The organism is Lelliottia sp. JS-SCA-14, assembly GCF_035593345.1.
In the GTDB taxonomy this organism is placed as follows: Bacteria; Pseudomonadota; Gammaproteobacteria; order Enterobacterales; family Enterobacteriaceae; genus Enterobacter; species Enterobacter wanjuensis.
In genome coordinates this window covers 1001726-1018378 of sequence record NZ_CP141606.1, presented here as the reverse complement: position 1 = coordinate 1018378, position 16653 = coordinate 1001726, and the positions used below count along the sequence as shown (strand labels likewise).

Annotated in this window: 13 protein-coding genes; all 13 read right to left on the bottom strand. The window is 48.4% G+C overall.

Annotated features, from left to right (window positions below; translation table 11 throughout):
- Positions 1-272: 272 nt before the first annotated feature.
- On the bottom strand, positions 273-1496 hold the full coding sequence (locus U9O48_RS04725; protein ID WP_324723657.1) for a hypothetical protein: 1224 nt from the start codon (positions 1494-1496) through the stop codon (positions 273-275).
- Positions 1497-1503: 7 nt separating this feature from the next.
- Positions 1504-1761, bottom strand: coding sequence for a PAAR domain-containing protein (locus U9O48_RS04720; RefSeq protein ID WP_285149867.1), 258 nt, complete (start codon positions 1759-1761; stop codon positions 1504-1506).
- Positions 1762-1788: 27 nt separating this feature from the next.
- Positions 1789-2592, bottom strand: coding sequence for a hypothetical protein (locus U9O48_RS04715; RefSeq protein ID WP_324723656.1), 804 nt, complete (start codon positions 2590-2592; stop codon positions 1789-1791).
- A gap of 320 nt (positions 2593-2912) precedes the next feature.
- Complete coding sequence (locus U9O48_RS04710) at positions 2913-3773, bottom strand: hypothetical protein (RefSeq protein ID WP_285149865.1); 861 nt, start codon at positions 3771-3773, stop codon at positions 2913-2915.
- An 11-nt stretch (positions 3774-3784) separates the two neighbouring features.
- Positions 3785-5809 (bottom strand): peptidoglycan DD-metalloendopeptidase family protein, encoded by a 2025-nt coding sequence (locus U9O48_RS04705; RefSeq protein ID WP_285149864.1) that lies wholly within the window; start codon positions 5807-5809, stop codon positions 3785-3787.
- Complete coding sequence (locus tag U9O48_RS04700; RefSeq protein WP_285149909.1) at positions 5809-8448, bottom strand: type VI secretion system Vgr family protein; 2640 nt, start codon at positions 8446-8448, stop codon at positions 5809-5811. The genes U9O48_RS04705 and U9O48_RS04700 overlap by 1 nt, the downstream gene beginning before the upstream one ends.
- A gap of 138 nt (positions 8449-8586) precedes the next feature.
- Positions 8587-9054 (bottom strand): putative T6SS immunity periplasmic lipoprotein, encoded by a 468-nt coding sequence (locus U9O48_RS04695; protein ID WP_350318548.1) that lies wholly within the window; start codon positions 9052-9054, stop codon positions 8587-8589.
- A 29-nt stretch (positions 9055-9083) separates the two neighbouring features.
- Entirely contained in the window at positions 9084-9620 is a 537-nt protein-coding gene (locus U9O48_RS04690) for an eCIS core domain-containing protein (protein WP_285149862.1), read from the bottom strand.
- 12 nt (positions 9621-9632) lie between these two features.
- Positions 9633-12272, bottom strand: coding sequence for a type VI secretion system ATPase TssH (tssH, locus tag U9O48_RS04685; RefSeq protein ID WP_324723655.1), 2640 nt, complete (start codon positions 12270-12272; stop codon positions 9633-9635).
- A gap of 155 nt (positions 12273-12427) precedes the next feature.
- Complete coding sequence (locus U9O48_RS04680) at positions 12428-12919, bottom strand: Hcp family type VI secretion system effector (protein ID WP_282492727.1); 492 nt, start codon at positions 12917-12919, stop codon at positions 12428-12430.
- 2 nt (positions 12920-12921) lie between these two features.
- Complete coding sequence (locus U9O48_RS04675) at positions 12922-14652, bottom strand: OmpA family protein (RefSeq protein WP_324724378.1); 1731 nt, start codon at positions 14650-14652, stop codon at positions 12922-12924.
- A 3-nt stretch (positions 14653-14655) separates the two neighbouring features.
- The gene (gene tssL / locus U9O48_RS04670) at positions 14656-15309 is read right to left on the bottom strand and encodes a type VI secretion system protein TssL, short form (protein WP_282492728.1); all 654 of its coding nucleotides are present in this window, start codon (positions 15307-15309) and stop codon (positions 14656-14658) included.
- Entirely contained in the window at positions 15306-16643 is a 1338-nt protein-coding gene (gene tssK / locus U9O48_RS04665; protein ID WP_285145293.1) for a type VI secretion system baseplate subunit TssK, read from the bottom strand. The genes tssL and tssK overlap by 4 nt, the downstream gene beginning before the upstream one ends.
- Positions 16644-16653 lie beyond the last annotated feature (10 nt).

Here is a 16653-nt window from a genome sequence, read left to right as displayed (position 1 = left end):
AAGACGCTTCTTTGTCTGACTGAGAATCTTCAGCGGCACCTAACTGACGAAAGAAACGTATCTTTGAAGCTATAGCAATCAAAGAGCGTCTGCTTATAAATATGAGGGATAAAATAAAGGGGATGAAAAGGATAGTACAGAGGACGCGAAATTTCTCTGATGGCTCAACCCATCCCAGCGACTCCCCCCAAAGATAGTAAATTAATAATAATATTGCTGTAACAAAGATGATAAATAATACGCCTGAAAATCTAATTAAAAATTCTCTCATGCTATATTTCGCCTGATTCATTGGCTTTTAAAGTGATAAAGTAGGATGTCAATAAATCATCATTTTTATTTACGATCAAATAACAACCGTCATCTTTATTCTCTTTTAAATACTGAAATTGCAAAAATTCTGTTAATGGAGGGCATGTACAAAAGAGATCATCGGTATCAATAAACGAATATGATGAAAGAGCACTTTCAGACATAAATCCTGAGGTTTTTAGAATAAGTTTATTTTTTTCTTGGTCATTTAATCCGGAGTAAATAACACCGGATAGCATTTGCTTTTCAGGAACACATCCCCATATAAGCGATTTATCTATGCCTTGCCAATCGTTTTCAGGTCGAAATAAACATCCTAAAGAATATACATTATCCTTTTCATTGTTACATCTTTCACCAAAAAGTAGCATAACTGATTCAGATTTATTTTTAATACGTTCACCACTTAAATCATGGTCATCAAATAAACTGGCGGAAACGAATACTAAAAATTCATTTCGATGATCATCTAAGTAAGAATCAATGGTGACTAATAAGCTTTCGCTAAATTGAAGATCCACTCCAGGAAAATTATTTTTAAAACGAACATCCCATATGTTTTGCATCATAGTACTTAATTCACTATCTAATGCACAAACAACATTTACTTTTGTCAACTTAGGCAGCAAACTCAAATGCAAATAAATATCATCAATCAACTCATTTATCAATTCATTAAACAGAGATGTCTTTCTATTTGATTTCCCATGATATTCTTTCTTATTTATAATCGTTGAATCAAAAGCAAGATACCTGGCCATCAGTGTTGAGTCTGGCGTGTAACGTACTGGTAGCAAAGAGTTATTTACAACATTGCTGATATCACCGTTGATGTCAGGTACTTTAATCTTTAAGTCTCTAATATTGAGCGCAATCCTTCCTTTACTAAGCATTTCCTGATAAAAATCACCCCTCGTTTTATTCCAGTCTATCACCTCGACATATTCATTGTTCCATGCAATAACCCTAAAGAAAAAAACGCCCCCCCATATAAGCAAAGGCAAAAGTATCAACTCCAAACCCAAAATATAGTTATTTTTTGACAGATACTGTGGAAAATATAGCAAAAAAACAAATACATATACAACAGTGAAGCAGAGTAAAATAAGTCCCCATAGCCATAAAGAGGGTGGTTTTTTAACTATTTTCTTTTCTGATGGAATATCGAGGATATTTACTGGCATAACTTTATTATTCCTTTATAACACGCGAGCCATTTGAAATCAGGATGGCACCGCAAGCGCAACGATGGCCCTCTAGCGCAATTGCTAATCCGTTATCGCAATGTTTTTCATCACCTTCGGTAATACTATTAACTCCATGTTCAGGGCAAGAGACCTGATCGGATTTACGCGCTACCGCCTTACCATCTATAGTGACAACTGATGATCCGGTCAAAACGGTTCCACCATGAGATGTTTTGTCACCGACAGAAATAGTTTTTTTCATACTACATCCACGTTTTCAACGTTATTATCACTTACCCTCAGTAAGTCTTTCGAGAGGTAAAACCTGGACACCTTCTGCATCTTCAGATTCATCTTCTCCTGAATGCAGCGAAACTCCAGTATCGGGGTCGACGTCTTCTACTTGATCTTTACCTTTAATTCTGAATGCAATATTATTTACTTCATAAACAAAGTATCCTTTCTTATCTTTTAAATAGCCTGAATATAGTTTTCCGTCTATTAAAGAGGATGAGTCAAACTCATTTACAGAAACTAACGTGTCGAATTTTTTGCTATAAAATAAAATATTATATGCAATCGTTCTCTGTCCATTTTTGTCAGGCACAACATCAGTGCAACCAGAATTCAATAGCATATATTCTGACTTATCCAGCAGAACAACATCAACTTTGTTCAAACAATGTAGCGGGTATCCGTAACTAGCAGGCATTGTGCTTTTTAATACAAACTGAGAAAGTTTGCCATTGTTTTTAATTCGAATAACCTGCTGTGGAAGATATGTTTCAGAAGTTATATCTGGATAAATTCCTTTTGGAACTTTAACTTGTTTCCCATCAAAAACCCCCACCCATAAATCCTGAGATTTATTTACTAACCAGTACTCATTATCATATAAATCCTTATCTCTTTCATTATCAGGAAGATTATTTTGCGTTGCTTTATTATCAAGGGCCTGATCATGAAATCTTTCTGCCGCATCCTGGTTTGATATTGCTTCAAAACTATTATCGTATGAGGGTTGTGCATTATTCTCTACTGCAACTACTGAGCCAGTTGAGAAGACAAATAGAAATGCAATAGAGTATTTCATTATACTTCCTATAAAAATAATTGAAACACACACACCAATTCACATGTTTATAATGTCAATATTTGTTAGACTTAACTATTAATAAAAAATTAGCACGCAGGTGATAAAACAGATTACCATATTACTAAAGAAAGTTTCCTTCTTTATTAAACCGTAAGCATTATCCCCGAAGGGGATAATGACCTAGCCGAAGTGTAGTTGTATTAGTTGCAGCTTTCCAGAGCTGATATAGCTGAAATCAATAATCACAGAAATGTATCAACATAATAAAATTTTTCCTATTCTAACTTCTAGTTCAGAACTTCGCCCACAATAACTCGCTATTGATTAGTAAGAGTTACTTCTGAAACTCTGCTGAGAAATGAAGCCTGGAATCCATCTGGATCATCGATCATTACAGGCTTTCCGTTAACTTTAATGATATTACCATTCCCATCAATGTCAGGCACTTTTGACTTAATTTCACCAGTATCAATATCTACAGGTATAACCTTATCTTTACCAAGAAACTTAAATCCAGCTTCAATACTATAGTCAACATAATACCCATTCATTTTTTCTATTACTTTACTTAAAGAATTAATATTTTTATTTTGTAATGAAGAGTCAGGAAATTCATCAAGTAGTAACACTGAATCATATTCTTTACTGTAAAAATATATATTATAAAAAACAGTTAACCGATTAGCAGCTGGCTTGCTTTCATATGCACAACCAGTGTATATAACCATGTAATCGAGAGTATCTTTTAAAACTCCATCACGTCTATTGACGCACATAGGAGGATATTTACCACTGCTATCTTTCAATAAAAACTGTGATATTTTACCACCATTTTTAATCCTGAGAACTTTTTCAGGAAAGGCCCCCCCCTTAGGGACTGAAACATATGCACCAGTCGGCACGGAAACAAATTTACCATCAAAAACACCGATCCATAAATCCTGTGATTTATTTATCAACCAGTACTCATTCGTTCTTAATTGACGATCCCTTTCATTGTCAGGAAGATTATTTTGTCCATTTTTAAACTCAATATACTTATTATATTCATCACTATCGAATGCTTCCTGCAACGTTTGAGTTGAATTAATTCCTGCATAAACAGGAAATACTAGAAAACGCCCCACAAACAACACGGAAAACAAATAAAAAATCAGTACCTTAATAGCATTAATCATATACAAAATCCTTAAGGAAAATTAAAACCATCGATAAATGGCGCAGGGTCAATGCGATTAGCAATCCCCCTACCAGTCCGTTCTATTTTTCTTACCTCAAAATGCAAATGTGATCCAAGTAGGATGGAGGTCATGTTATTTGCATTCCCCGTGCTTCCTGTTCTACCTATAATATCACCGCATTTCACTAGTGAATTTCCTGATAAATTTGAGTTAATTTCAGATAAATGAGCATAAAAAAAGTAAACAACATTTAACTTTTCATCTTCGTATTGACAAAGATTATTTTTTTCTTGAGGCAAATCATTAGTGTGAACAATAATACAGAGTTGCATTCCATAGTCGCCATTGTTTTTTACAAATGCAACTCGTCCATCTGCCACTGAATAAATAGGAGTACCCGGCGCAGCTTCAATATCAACACCTTGATGAGCTTTTGGCCTTCCTTGTGAATCATGTCGAACATCACTCCCAAAACTTGCTCCAACAGGACTGGGGAGCTTATGAGTCCTTATTTTGCAGATATCCATTGGATTATGCCATTTCTCACCGCTTTGAGTGTGGGCGTTATTGTCAGGCTGTTGAACCGAAGGTGAAGTAGATCTTACATTGGGCTCTGGTAAATTAGTGTTAATTTCAAAATTTGGGTTTAGCTTTTTTAGTATATCTTTCAAATTTGATTTTTGTTTTTTTGGTATCACACGATAATCATCGGGAACAATGATTGAATTGTAATGCGTAATCAACCAAGCAACATATGCCGTTCTGCCACGTTCATCAATGGAAAGATACCTATGGTAAACATCTGAGCTAACATTGTTTTTGAGTCGAACATTCAAATCTTCATCTGTATATACTTTATAATTACCTGCTACTTGAACCCCATTCATTATAATATCATAAGCACCATTTTCACCATTATGGTGAATAAGATATGCTAGCTTAATAACCTCATCGGGTTCTAATGTAGATGTAGATGGTAAAGCTGTAGCAATACTGTCAATACCTCTTTTATCATAAAGACCAATCAAATCTATATTATACTCAGGGTTTATACGGAGTTCTAAAACAGCACTTCGAGAAACCTCTTCTTTAATATCACTCGGCAATACCCCATAGAGTTTCCCACCAGTGTATTCTAGTGTCTTGTAGGAGTATTTTTTTGTAAGCATTTGATAGACTTTTGACTGAGGGTCGGTACACATTGCTAGCCAAGTATTAGGTTTAAATTGCCCCAATCCAACAGCACCAGATCCCGAAGCGTTACTAGCGCTGGCTTTCCACCTCGACTCCGCATAAATAAGTGCCGCAAGCCCTTCAGGCTGAAAACCATATTTCTTAGCTGTATCAATAATATAATCTCGATACTGTTCAGCTTCTGGCGGGAGGCGCAATCCTTCACTAACATTACCAATATTACTTACACTAGTAGGAGCACCTCCTTCTGTCCGAGTTGTTTTATTTATTTCTGGTTGGGTTTTTTCTTTTGTATTTTTGTCTGCACCACTCTTAGAGGACTCCTTGCTTCCCTGCTTTGCCTTTTCTTTTTCCTGCTGTTTTGTTGATTGCTGAGTTCCTTTTTCAGCACTGGTACTACCTTTTACGATCATTTCCCTGGACGAAATTTTCAGTGTTTTCTTGCCAAGTGGGAGTTTTTCATGATTGGCAATAACGATATAATCTTTCTGATTTAAATGTTGCAGTTCTACCTTTATGCCCTTTGAGCTATCCTCAATAAGTAAACCCGCTACAGAACCTGTACCATCTGTAACATAACCATGCGTTTTACTATCAAACATAAGCCTGACCTTTGCGCTTTTAAGTGGTCGCCAGGCAAGATCATATAATTTCAAATCCAGTTGCGTATCATAGGGTTTATCTTTTGTCGGTAAATTCAACACTTGTCCTGGATGGATAATGTGCTGTTCCGCTTTTGTATTTAGCCTATTAATACTAGCCAACTCATGGATATTAATGTTAAATTTCCGACTTATCTTCCAAAGACTATCACCAGTCTGAACGGTATATTTTTCCATTATTGTTCCCCATCATTGCCATCATACTGTGGTCCGTGCTCACCGAAATACTCTTCATCAATTTCTTCTTCACTGTCCGTATTTTCATCGTCAGAAAAAATGCTGGTCCATTTATCATCACCAATGACCGCGTAAAAGTCTTTGCTTTCTGGATGGCCAAAACACCCAGACTCCCCGTCACTGAAAACCGAACCCCATATTTTTTCTTTTGTGGTCTTGTCGAAAAGGCTTACTTTCATTGCAGATGGTGCAGCATTACCAAGTGCATCCAATAACATGAACTTCATTGACTGGGGGCCACTTTCCGGCAACTCAGGAATGTTCGACTGCAAAGATGCTGGTCCGCTGTAGAGTAATTTACTTTGTTTCATTGTAATATCACCTGGGCAGCCTAATTCAATATTACCTCCCGAAAGACGTATATAGGCACCACCCGCACAAGCGAGCGTCAATGTTTTACCCGCTGTTAACGTAATATTTTCCGTAGCACTCGTCAGTGAAATATTCTGTTTAGCAATAGTTTCAATGTTTCCAGATTGCGCTTGAGTGATAAGATCTCCCTTTGCAGCAATAGTTTCTATCCCTTCACTTTCTGTAAATAAGGATATTTTCTTAGATGCGGCCAATGAAATATGATTCTTAGCTCCAATTTCAGCACTTTGGCCAGCGGTCAAAAATATATTGTCGCTAGCCGCAACTTGAAAGTGCCCACCACTTGCTAATGCAATCCCTTCAGGAGCACTTGCCAGTAATACAGCTTCTTTCAATTCCAATAATTTCTCTTCCATCAATTGCTGCTGCTGCTCATATTCCAGAAGTTGAGCCTTTGCCAGCGCGGCGGATTGAGAAAGTGACTCCATTTGACTGAGTGCCTGGGAAAGCAAAGACCTTGCAGCAGCCATATCAAGTATCTGTCCTTCGGCTTTCGACTGAGCATCAGCACTGATGAAGATTCCTTTACCCGCGCGAATCCCCCCCCACTTATCCGTACGCAGCTCAAACCCTTCACCACGCAGCGACCTGGACGCATCCACGTTGTGCCCTAAATTAAGCTGGGTCTTACCGCCATATTCCGTACTGAGCTTGATATGCTCCTCGCCGCGCTTATCTTCCAGGCGAATTTTATTCAGGGCTGGGGTACGAATAACGTTGCGCGTATTGTTCTTTTCCGTCACGTGGTCCACGTGGCGGGAATCATGCAGCGCATGGGCGATGTAAGGCCGGTCCGGGTCACCGTCGTGGAAGGCAATCGCGACTTCTGTGCCCTGAATCAGCGGGAAGTGAATGCCGTAAACATCCCCGCCGTATGGTTTGGCGAGGCGCACCGGCATGCTTTCCTGGCCCTGGGTTTTGTCGTCACGGTCGGCATCAAATTTCACCCGGTAAAGACCCGCCTCATCCTGCCAGGCGTAGATGTCGTTATCTTTTGCGCTGGTGACGCGCGCCATCAACGTACCGCTGACTACCGGGCGCTTTTTCGCTGGTGGACGCCAGCAGCGGGTTTCGCTGTAGGGCATGGCGGTCCATTCTACTCTCAGCGCATTCTTGCGGCTTGCAGTAAAACCTGCGCTCAGGATAACCAGACCATTTTCAGTGGCCGCTGGCAGGGTTGGAGGAATGACTGTCTCTGTAATAGTCAGAACCTGCGCCGGGCTCAGCGTTGAGTCCGTACTGCTACCGGTCACCGTTGTCTGAGTGGACAGGAATCGCTCATGCTCCAGACGCGCCCAGAAGTTTCCGGTCTCCGCTGTCGGATCAAACTTATCGCCACTTTCCAGATGGCGTGGACGATAATGGTAAACCTCACCATAAGTAATACCTTCGCCCTCTCCTCGGGTCATATCCGCCGGAGCCGAAGTCAGGACTTTTTGTGCTTCCCGATGGTTATAGTCATTTGCTGTAACAGAACTCTCGACCACGTTGTGCCAGACATGAACATCCCAGACAGAATCAGCACCATTATCATTCGCTTCGGATGGGCTGTTCAGGGGCAACGTTTTACCAAACTCCCAGGCACTCTGCTTGTCAGCGAAATGTACCACTTCCGTCTGTGTGTCTTTTTGCAGGGTGAAGAAGTAGAAAATGCCGACTTCGGAAAGCAGGCGCTCGATAAACGCGAGGTCATTTTCCTGATACTGGTTAATCTGAGCGCGTTTCGGATACGATGCCTTCAGATTAAATTCGTATTCCCAGTCTTTAAGACCGTGGTCCTGCAGCACCTGCGTCACCACTTCCGGGACCGACTTGTTGACAAAGAAACGGTGCGTGCGGAACTGCTTCTCCAGCAGAGCCAGAAACGGCTCAATGGTAATCTGGTAGGTGGTCTGGTCCGCTGAGCCGCTGATGCGCCGGAAGTGTGTTACCACGCCGTGGACTACCTTCAGCCCACTCATCGCCTCTAGCGGCCCGGTCCCCATGGTCAACGTCGCCGGTTTGCTCATGAGCTGCGCAGAATTGATATCCATGTCGCGGCTGGAGAACCGGATGGTGTAGTAATACAGCTCACTCATGTACTCCTTACCGCTGAAATTTTCCACATCCAGTGCCGACGGGCAGGATGGAATATCCAGTCGGTAACGGTTAAGGATGCTTCCGGTAACGGCTGACACCGCCTTTTGCAGAGTATCTGTCAGACTCATGATATTGGCTCCATAGGGAAAACCTTGTTGTCCATGACCATCGGCCAACAAGCAGATGTCAGGTTTTATTGGAAAAGGAAAATGAATAAGGTAATTATATTCACTGAATTCCATTAACTTTCTTAAGCACCGTCAATTCTATTGCTGGCAAGCTCCAGTAATGTAATGGCCTGAAGCAGATTCCTCAGCATACCGGCAATAAGGTAGCGATATTTCTTTTTCTGTGGGAGTTAAGTTGAAGATATGTCCATTTTTAATCCCCAGAATAACCACAACACTTCTAGTTATATCTTCATTTTTATTTGATTTTAAAACGTACTCAACAATAAATTGTCCATTATCCGGAAAGTGATAATAAGAAGGAGGAATACATAATTTACCGTCAGAAACTTTGAGGTCTGGAGAAAAATCAAATTTTTTCTCCTTTGAGGGTATCCCTCGCGGATTGATGCCCATGTCAGCAGGTTGATAATCCTGTGAATCATTGACGTTAAAACATACACTTTCACTCTGCTGCATAACCACTGCAGTCTCATCAAACTGCATCCTGTCACCTGGCCCAGGACATCCAGTCAAAATTAGCAGGCTAAAACTCGTTAAAAGCATAGATCGTAAGATCAGGAAATCAGTCACCTTCACCATGGAAACCCCCGCAATGCATTTTTGTATTGTTTACGTATTACTGGTTCTGAAATATCACCATCAAGTGTAATTTCAGGATTTTTTTGGGTTTCAAGGCGATTCCATTCCGGATAGCCGAAATATTGCAGGATAAAATTATCTGCAATAATTTGTGCCTGTTGCTCCATGGGATACTCACTTAATAAACGGCCATCGAGCGTATAGCGATAGCTAACCATCCAACTCACTAATCCCCGGCCTATAACGTTCATCCCTCTCGCCCGTTGCCATACGTGACTCATTTCGTGGATAAACAGATGCTGAAAATCATCTGTCGTCTGCGAAAAATCATCTCGGTATTCATTCCGAAAATAAATTTCACCATTCGGAGTCATAGCCGTATGTTTATCCTGCAAATTAAAAGGCAGATAACTGTCCTTATGTATCTTTACTGTTGAATAATCAATCGTGAATAAAAAAACAGATTGTGCCAATTGTATTTCACCAGCAGTGAGTGGCCTGACGCCACCCTCCTTTAAGGTATCAGACATCACAAACCTCCGTTAGCAATCATCAAACCCCAGCTCAATCCCCTCTTCCTCACTCCACCCCATCGTCAGCGAAGCCGGCTTCTGCTTCGCCGCCATATGGCTCAGCAGCTGCTGGCTCAGCACCGGCAAAATCTGCTGATTCAGCAGGCTGTCGACGTTACGCGCCCCGGTATCCGGCAGCAGACAAGCAGAAGTAAGCGCATCGAACAAACTCGACTCGATATGCGTGGTCAGTCCATAGTGACGATGCAGACGCTTACTCACCTGACTGAGTTTCATCTCGACGATGGTGCGCATCGCGGTCTCTGCCAGCGGACGATAGATCACCGTCTGGAAGCGGGCCAGCAGCGCGGGCTGGAAGTGATCGCGCAGGATCGGGCGCAGCAGCTCGTGCAGATCCGCTTCGGTGGCGTCCGGCTGTTCGTCCAGGAGCTGCATCAGGTGATCGCTGCCTAGGTTGGAGGTCATCAGAATAACCGTGTTGCGGAAGTCGATCTCGCGTCCTTCGCCGTCGCGCATAAAGCCGCGGTCGAAGACCTGGTAGAACAGGTTCATCACGTCGCGGTGGGCTTTTTCCACTTCATCGAGCAGGACCACGCTGTACGGACGTTTGCGCACGGCTTCGGTCAGAATGCCGCCCTGGCCGTAGCCGACGTAGCCCGGAGGCGAGCCTTTCAGCTGGGAAACCGTGTGCGGCTCCTGGTACTCGGAGAGGTTGATGGTGATGAGGGATTTTTCCCCGCCGTACATCACGTCCGCCAGCGTCAGGGCGGTTTCGGTTTTGCCGGTGCCGCTCGGGCCGACCAGCAGGAACACGCCCTGCGGGCCATTCTCCGATGTCAGCCCGGTTTTGGAGGCGCGTAGGCGCTGGGCGATAGCGGTCAGCGCCACGTCCTGGCCGACCACGCGTTTGCCGATTTCATTTTCCAGACTCAGGAGTTCGGTCTGCTCATCTTTCATCAGGGAGGAGAGCGGCACGCCGGTCCAGTCGGCGATGACGGTGGCGACGGTGCGCACATCAACGTCCACGGCGATCAGCGGGTTGGTGTGCTGCATCCCGTTCAGCGCCTGTTGCAGGGCGTGGGTTTCGCTCTGGCGGGAGATGTCCTGGCGGGTCTCCAGCAGTTGTTCGGTGAGTTTCAGCTCCTGGCCGTACTGGGTTTCCAGTTCGTCCAGTTCGACAATCAGACTCACCTCTTCGGCTTCTATCGCCGCCAGACGCTCGCCGTGCGTGGAGTGCCCCACCGCCAGGTCTTCCAGCAGCGCCTGTTTCTCCATCGCCAGCGAGGTGAGCTGCGCGCGGATGCGGGTCAGCGGCTCCGGCACGGTGTCGAGACTCATGCGCACGCGGGCGGCGGCGGTGTCGAGCAGATCGACGGCTTTGTCCGGCAGTTGGCGACCCGTCAGGTAGCGACGGGAGAGCGTCACCGCCGCGCGCACCGCGTCGTCATGGATGTGGACGTTGTGGTGTTCGGCGTAGCGGGATTTGAGGCCTCTGAGCATCAGGCAGGCGGTGTCGTCGTCCGGCTCGTCGACTTTTACCATCTGGAAGCGACGCTCCAGCGCGGCGTCGCGTTCGAAATACTGCTTGTACTCAGACCAGGTGGTGGCCGCGATGGTACGCAGTTCGCCGCGCGCTAATGCTGGTTTCAGCAGGTTAGCGGCATCCGCGCCACCCGCCTGGTTGCCTGCGCCGATGATGGTGTGGGCTTCGTCGATGAACAGCAGGATAGGAACCGGTGACTGCTGCACGGCGTCGATGACGTTTTTCAGGCGCTGTTCGAATTCACCTTTCACGCCCGCGCCCGCCTGCAGCAGACCGAGGTCGAGGGTGCGCAGAATGACCGGTTTGAGCGATTCCGGGACGTTCCCTTCGGCAATACGCAGCGCCAGCCCTTCCACCAGCGCGGTTTTACCCACGCCCGGCTCACCGACCAGGATCGGGTTGTTTTTACGACGGCGGGAGAGGATGTCCACCATCTGACGGATTTCCGTCTCGCGGCCAAACACCGGGTCGATTTTGCCCTCTTTCGCTTTGGCGGTGACATCGAGGGTGAACTTATCCAGCGCATTCTGGAGCGCAGGCGACAGTTCGCCCTCTTTCACTTCCGCGCCCACCGGACGCCCGACAAACTCCACTTCACCACCGTGCGTCTGCGCCAGCTCTTCTTCCTGCTGCACTTCCGCACGTTCGTCAGACTGGGCGTCCAGCAGCGGACGCAGGCGTTCGAGCTGGCTCTGGCCGAGGGTCAGCAGCGGCCACAGGCCATCGCAGCGGATGAGTTTCGGGCTTTCCGTCAGGGCGATCAGCAGGTGCTGGCTGCGGATCTGCTCTTCTCCCTGCAAAGAGGCGGCCATCCAGGCCTGTTTCAGCAGCGTGTTGAGAGAGTCAGAGAGCGTCGGGCGGCTGCGCACCGAGCGCGGAAGCTGATCCAGCCAGCCCAGCAGCGCCTGCCACATGCCGTCCATATCCCATTCGTAGCGGCGCGCCAGTACCGTGAGGTCGCCCTCGCCCTGCTCCAGCAGTTTCAGCAGCCAGTGTTCGGGCAGGATTTCGGCGTGAGCGCGGGTCTGGCACAGGGAAGCGGCACCTTCCAGCGCGCGGGCGCAGTAAGGGTTAAGGCGACGTAACAGGACGGCTGAGTTTTCCATTTTTTCTCTCTTCTTTTTTCCGGGCACGCTACCGCCCTTCGCTGTGAACCAAAGCGCATGAGGTCAGGGAGGCGGATTGTGATTTTTGCTGAACGTCCGCGAACAGGCGCTCAGCAAAAAACTGCGGACAGGAAACCCTGCCCGCAAAGGACTTACTACGCGGTAGTACGTTCGTTCCAGGAATCGGAATGAATGATGTTGCCGTCTTTGTAGGTCCAGGTGATTTTTTCGTAACGCAGTTCGATCATTTCCAGATGGTTATGTTTTTCCATCGCAGGATCTTTGATGTCGTGCATTTTTGGTGCAACTTTCACCAGCTTCACGTTTTCCAGTTTGGTGTTGAAATACTCAACTTCCTGGCCCGCGTCGTTGATTTTGTACCACTTGAACTCAGCCGATTTCAGGGTCTGACCGGTGGTCACCGCCTTGTACAGATACGGGCTGGAGGAGTCGATTTCCTTGGTGAACAGGAACGGCGTGTGGATACGCGTACCGGTCAGTTTGCCGGTGTTGTTATCGGTTGGGATGTACAGGCAGTGATCCTGTGCAACCACTTCGATGCTGCCTTCGCGGTCCTTCACATCGACAGAACCTTTGATGTCTGCACCGCCGTCATCTTTCAGCCACAGATAAACTGGAATTGCCATTTTTACTTCTCCATTTTGTTTTGGACGACGTCATCATCCTGCGATGGCGTCTGGGGTTTGCCCGGTATCTGACAGGCGTTGGCCTGAGGTACCAGACTGATTTCGACACGACGGTTGAGCGCGCGGCCTTCCGGCGTGTCATTGGTTGCGATGGGGCGGCTTTCGCCATAGCCCTGAACTGCAAAACAGCTCTCAGGGACGTCACCGGTGTCACGCATCCAGTCGCGCACCGCTTCGGCACGTTTCTGAGAGAGCGTCTGGTTTAGTCCTGGGTTGCCGGTGTTATCCGTATGCCCGGCGACCACGATCAGCCAGCCCGGTTTGGCTTTTATGCCCACCAGGGAGTTCACCAGCAGTTTGGTGGAGCCGGGTTTGAGGTCGTATTTGCCGGAATCGAACAGGGACATGCTGTCGAGGCGGACAGTCTTTGGCCCCTGAACGATTTTCTTGATCACCGGAGGCGGTGGTGGCGGTGGTGCCCAGTCGCTGAGCGCCGCTTCCACAGGCGGGATCAGGCGCAATCCCTGATACAGGCCCAGGCGATAGCGAACGGGTTCCCCACGGCGCAGCCAGTCATCCAGCAAGGCACCATCAGCCCGCAGGCGCTGCTGCGCCCTGAGTTTCGGCTGGTAAGGCTCGCCCTTAAGGGAGTGATACAGCGCCAGATGGTCACCAACGCTCTGGATCAACCGCTGGTTATTGATAAACGAGGCCAGCATGGCGAGCACAAGGAAAACGCCGCCAATAAGCCCAATATGACGCCAGAACACCATCCTGCGACTGATCCCCCTATGTCGGGGAAGTGCTGACAGCAGCAGTTCGGGCAACGGTAAAGGTTCACCCTCAGACCGGGATTGTTCAGGCTCCAGCGCGGTAATCGCGGCAATATGCTGTTGCCAGAGATTGCCCTCGGCACCGCTGACCGGCAGCATGCAGATCCCCTGAGCACAGGGTTTCATGACCGGAAGCTCGCTCTGACGGACTGACAGCAAACTGTCTACCGCGCTGGCCTGCCACGCCAGAAAACTGTCAAGCCACAGGGCCTGGCTCAGTCGTGACAGACGTCCTGCGGCATCCGTTTCCCGGGTCCATTCGCTTAAAGATAAATTTCCCTGACCGGGCTGATGAACCTGAATACCCGAGCGAGTGCTGACGGTGGTAAACCAGACCGGCTCAGGATCCGCACTTGCCGCTGGCGGTGAAACCCAGCTGACCGTCCACAGAGGAGGCAGACTGCCCAGTGTGCTGCGACACTGCACCACCGCCCGCTGCCAGCCCCGTAGCTGCTGCGCAAACGCATCGGCAGAAAGATGGCTTTCCGGCAGAATGGCCAGTAATACCGAAATCTGGGACACCAGCGCCGGACGAACCAGGCTCAGATGCTGGACCAGCAACGGCAGTTGCTCAGCATCTTTAACCCGTAGATACCAGCCCTGACGGGTTTCCCGATGACGATTTTCCGTCGCAAACAGCGCGGCGTTGTCTCCGCAGGCAAGTACAACTGCCCCCTGAAAATCTTCCGGCGGCAGGCTGTCATCCTGAATATCCCTGAGCGCCTCCTCGCGACTGAGTGACAGGGTTCGCTGTCGCCATAGCAGCGCGCCACAAACCAGCAGAACCAGAAGGCTGAGCGTTATCCGGCTTCCCACCGAGAGCGGCCAGAATCCCAGGATCAGCCACAGACACAAAATCCCACTCAGGGTGGTCAGCAGGCTCCGGTAAACGTCACGCATCATCTACCCCATGCTGCCAATCTGAGCCACCATCCCTGACAGGGTGGAGGAAAGGAAAAACCAGAGCGCCACCAGCACCACGGCACCGGTAACCCAGGAAAGCCAGTACCAGCGACGACCGCTGCGCAGGCGTGATGCCCGGGCGACAATCGGTGCATCCTGCGCAAGGGTAAACGGCGGAACCCGTTCACTCAGCGCCCGGATAACATCCTCGCGACGTTCGTCATCCTGCGCACGATATTGCCCGACAAAACCGAGCTGGAGCGTGCGATACAGGCACAGCAGTACCGCCTGATCCGGCGCGGTTTCCTTAAGCAGGTTCCGGATACGTTCCCACAACTCCTCGCCCGCATTCAGCGTGCCAAAAAAGCGCGCCTGTAACGGGTCTTTTCGCCAGGCCAGATAGCCATCATCGGTCTTACCGCGGTTAAGTACGCTTTCATCGAGCAAGGCACACAGGGCATACACCATGTGGTCACGACTGATATCGCTGTAACCCGCCTCGGTCAGAGCCGCGCGGGCGTCCTGAACCAGACGACAGGCATGCCGATACAGTTTTTCACCTTCGCGAACGTCCTGTCCGCCCCGTAGCTGACTGACCATCAGCCAGCCAGGGTAAAAGATGTGTTCGATTTGGCTAAGATCGGATGTCTTCATGTGCGCAGCACCGCAAAGAGTTCGAGTTTCACATCACCGAGTGAACCTGGGGTATAGAACGTACAGCTACCCGCTTCCAGCATGGCCCGCGCGGCATCGGTACTCAGATCCAGTGAGAAATACTGGTTTTCCAGACGCAACGGAATCGCCGCCGGAACGTGACTGAGCGGTTTGATCACCATCCCGCTCAGGGCCACGTTCACCACATCGGAGACGTCGTCGAGACTGCCCGCTTTACACAACAGCGGGAATTTGGTCTGCAGCTCATGATTCGGCATCGATGAGCGAACCGACAGATAGAAATCCGCCCCTTCACGAAGACGGGCATCGTGCAGAGAGCCTCTCCAGATCTGATCGATATGTTCCAGCTGAATGCTGATCACCCGCGACGGCAGGCTGGCTTCCAGCAGCTTGTCGAGCAACGTCAACAGCGGTGGGAAAACCTGCTCTGGCGCATCATGCTGGTAAGCCGGGATATCTCCGGCATCATGCTCAAGTGAGAAGGTCAGCAGGCTACCTGCCAGGCGGACCAGCTCCCGGTACAGCAGCTCCGGGTGGCGGGAAGGCGACTGTAACAGTTCAGCCAGGACCGGCTCTGCGCTATTCAGGGCATTGAGTAACCAGAACAGTGAGACGTCGGCGACGGCAAAATCCGCCATTCGCTCATTGCTCTCGCGACGCATAGCCATCAGACGCCGACGGCGAGCCTGCAGACGGATCAGCAGATCGCCGAACTCAGTCACCAGTACCGGGCTTGCTGATAAGGACAGCAGCGGTGGCATGAACGACGGATCGCGGCTCCACTGGCCCTGAGCATTACGCACCAGGCGCGTTACCGGACAGGTCAGGTAAGCGGTATTTTCCTGGGTGGATAACCGGAGTGTCATCGCCTGACGAAGCACAGCCAGCTCACCGCTTTCGTGGCCCGCCAGCTCCTGCACGTTAACCCGCTCAGATTTCCATCTGCGCGGGCGCTCGCTGTCCTGACCGTCATCCAGATTGCCGCCATTGGCACTCAGCAGCGGCAGAGCCAGTAAGACTTCAACAGAATCGCGGTCTGCAGCCGTTGACAGGTCGCAGACTGGCGGCAGGTTGTCCGCACAGTCGGAATCGACGATCGTGCCGTCCGGAAAGCGGGCCACGATGCGAACGGCGTTCAGCCGTGAGAGCGCCAGGGCAGCATCATCAAATTCTGCCGCCAGCACTCCCCACGGATGAGCAATTCCCATTCGGGCCACATTTTCCGCTACGTATGCATCCCAACGGGACTGTTGCTGGAACTGTTGCGGGGCCAGAAAGGCCCCGTCAGTCCATAACGGACGATAAATTTTCATTCCGTCTCCT

Excerpts from the sequence above, each read along its gene's own strand:
- U9O48_RS04725 (WP_324723657.1), bottom strand. The coding sequence starts at position 1,496 with ATGCCAGTAAATATCCTCGATATTCCATCAGAAAAGAAAATAGTTAAA.
- U9O48_RS04720 (WP_285149867.1), bottom strand. The coding sequence starts at position 1,761 with ATGAAAAAAACTATTTCTGTCGGTGACAAAACATCTCATGGTGGAACC.
- U9O48_RS04715 (WP_324723656.1), bottom strand. The coding sequence starts at position 2,592 with ATGAAATACTCTATTGCATTTCTATTTGTCTTCTCAACTGGCTCAGTA.
- U9O48_RS04710 (WP_285149865.1), bottom strand. The coding sequence starts at position 3,773 with ATGATTAATGCTATTAAGGTACTGATTTTTTATTTGTTTTCCGTGTTG.
- U9O48_RS04705 (WP_285149864.1), bottom strand. The coding sequence starts at position 5,809 with ATGGAAAAATATACCGTTCAGACTGGTGATAGTCTTTGGAAGATAAGT.
- U9O48_RS04700 (WP_285149909.1), bottom strand. The coding sequence starts at position 8,448 with ATGAGTCTGACAGATACTCTGCAAAAGGCGGTGTCAGCCGTTACCGGA.
- U9O48_RS04695 (WP_350318548.1), bottom strand. The coding sequence starts at position 9,054 with ATGCTTTTAACGAGTTTTAGCCTGCTAATTTTGACTGGATGTCCTGGG.
- U9O48_RS04690 (WP_285149862.1), bottom strand. The coding sequence starts at position 9,620 with ATGTCTGATACCTTAAAGGAGGGTGGCGTCAGGCCACTCACTGCTGGT.
- tssH (WP_324723655.1), bottom strand. The coding sequence starts at position 12,272 with ATGGAAAACTCAGCCGTCCTGTTACGTCGCCTTAACCCTTACTGCGCC.
- U9O48_RS04680 (WP_282492727.1), bottom strand. The coding sequence starts at position 12,919 with ATGGCAATTCCAGTTTATCTGTGGCTGAAAGATGACGGCGGTGCAGAC.
- U9O48_RS04675 (WP_324724378.1), bottom strand. The coding sequence starts at position 14,652 with ATGCGTGACGTTTACCGGAGCCTGCTGACCACCCTGAGTGGGATTTTG.
- tssL (WP_282492728.1), bottom strand. The coding sequence starts at position 15,309 with ATGAAGACATCCGATCTTAGCCAAATCGAACACATCTTTTACCCTGGC.
- tssK (WP_285145293.1), bottom strand. The coding sequence starts at position 16,643 with ATGAAAATTTATCGTCCGTTATGGACTGACGGGGCCTTTCTGGCCCCG.